Genomic DNA, 324 nt, shown 5'->3' on the forward strand with positions numbered 1-324 from the left:
TACACGTCGGGTTCGACGGGTGTGCCCAAGGGTGTGATGGTCGAACACCGCAATGTGGTGCGGTTGTTCACGTCGACGGACGAGTGGTTCCGTTTCGGTGAGCGGGACGTGTGGGCGCTGTTCCATTCCTTCGCGTTCGACTTCTCGGTGTGGGAGATGTGGGGTGCGCTGCTGCACGGCGGTCGGCTGGTGGTCGTACCGCAGGCGGTGACGCGGAGCCCGCAGGACTTCTACCGGCTGCTGTGTGCCTCGGGTGTGACGGTGCTCAACCAGACGCCGAGTGCTTTCAGGCAGTTGATCGCCGCGCAGGGCGAGGACCCGGAG

General features: G+C 65.1%; 1 protein-coding gene. It reads left to right on the plus strand.

The features are described 5' to 3' along the window. The coding region (locus STRAU_RS15150; RefSeq protein ID WP_037659594.1) for an AMP-binding protein at nt 1-324 on the plus strand (324 nt) is incomplete at both ends.

The organism is Streptomyces aurantiacus JA 4570, from assembly GCF_000414115.1.
In the GTDB taxonomy this organism is placed as follows: domain Bacteria; phylum Actinomycetota; class Actinomycetes; order Streptomycetales; family Streptomycetaceae; genus Streptomyces; species Streptomyces aurantiacus_A.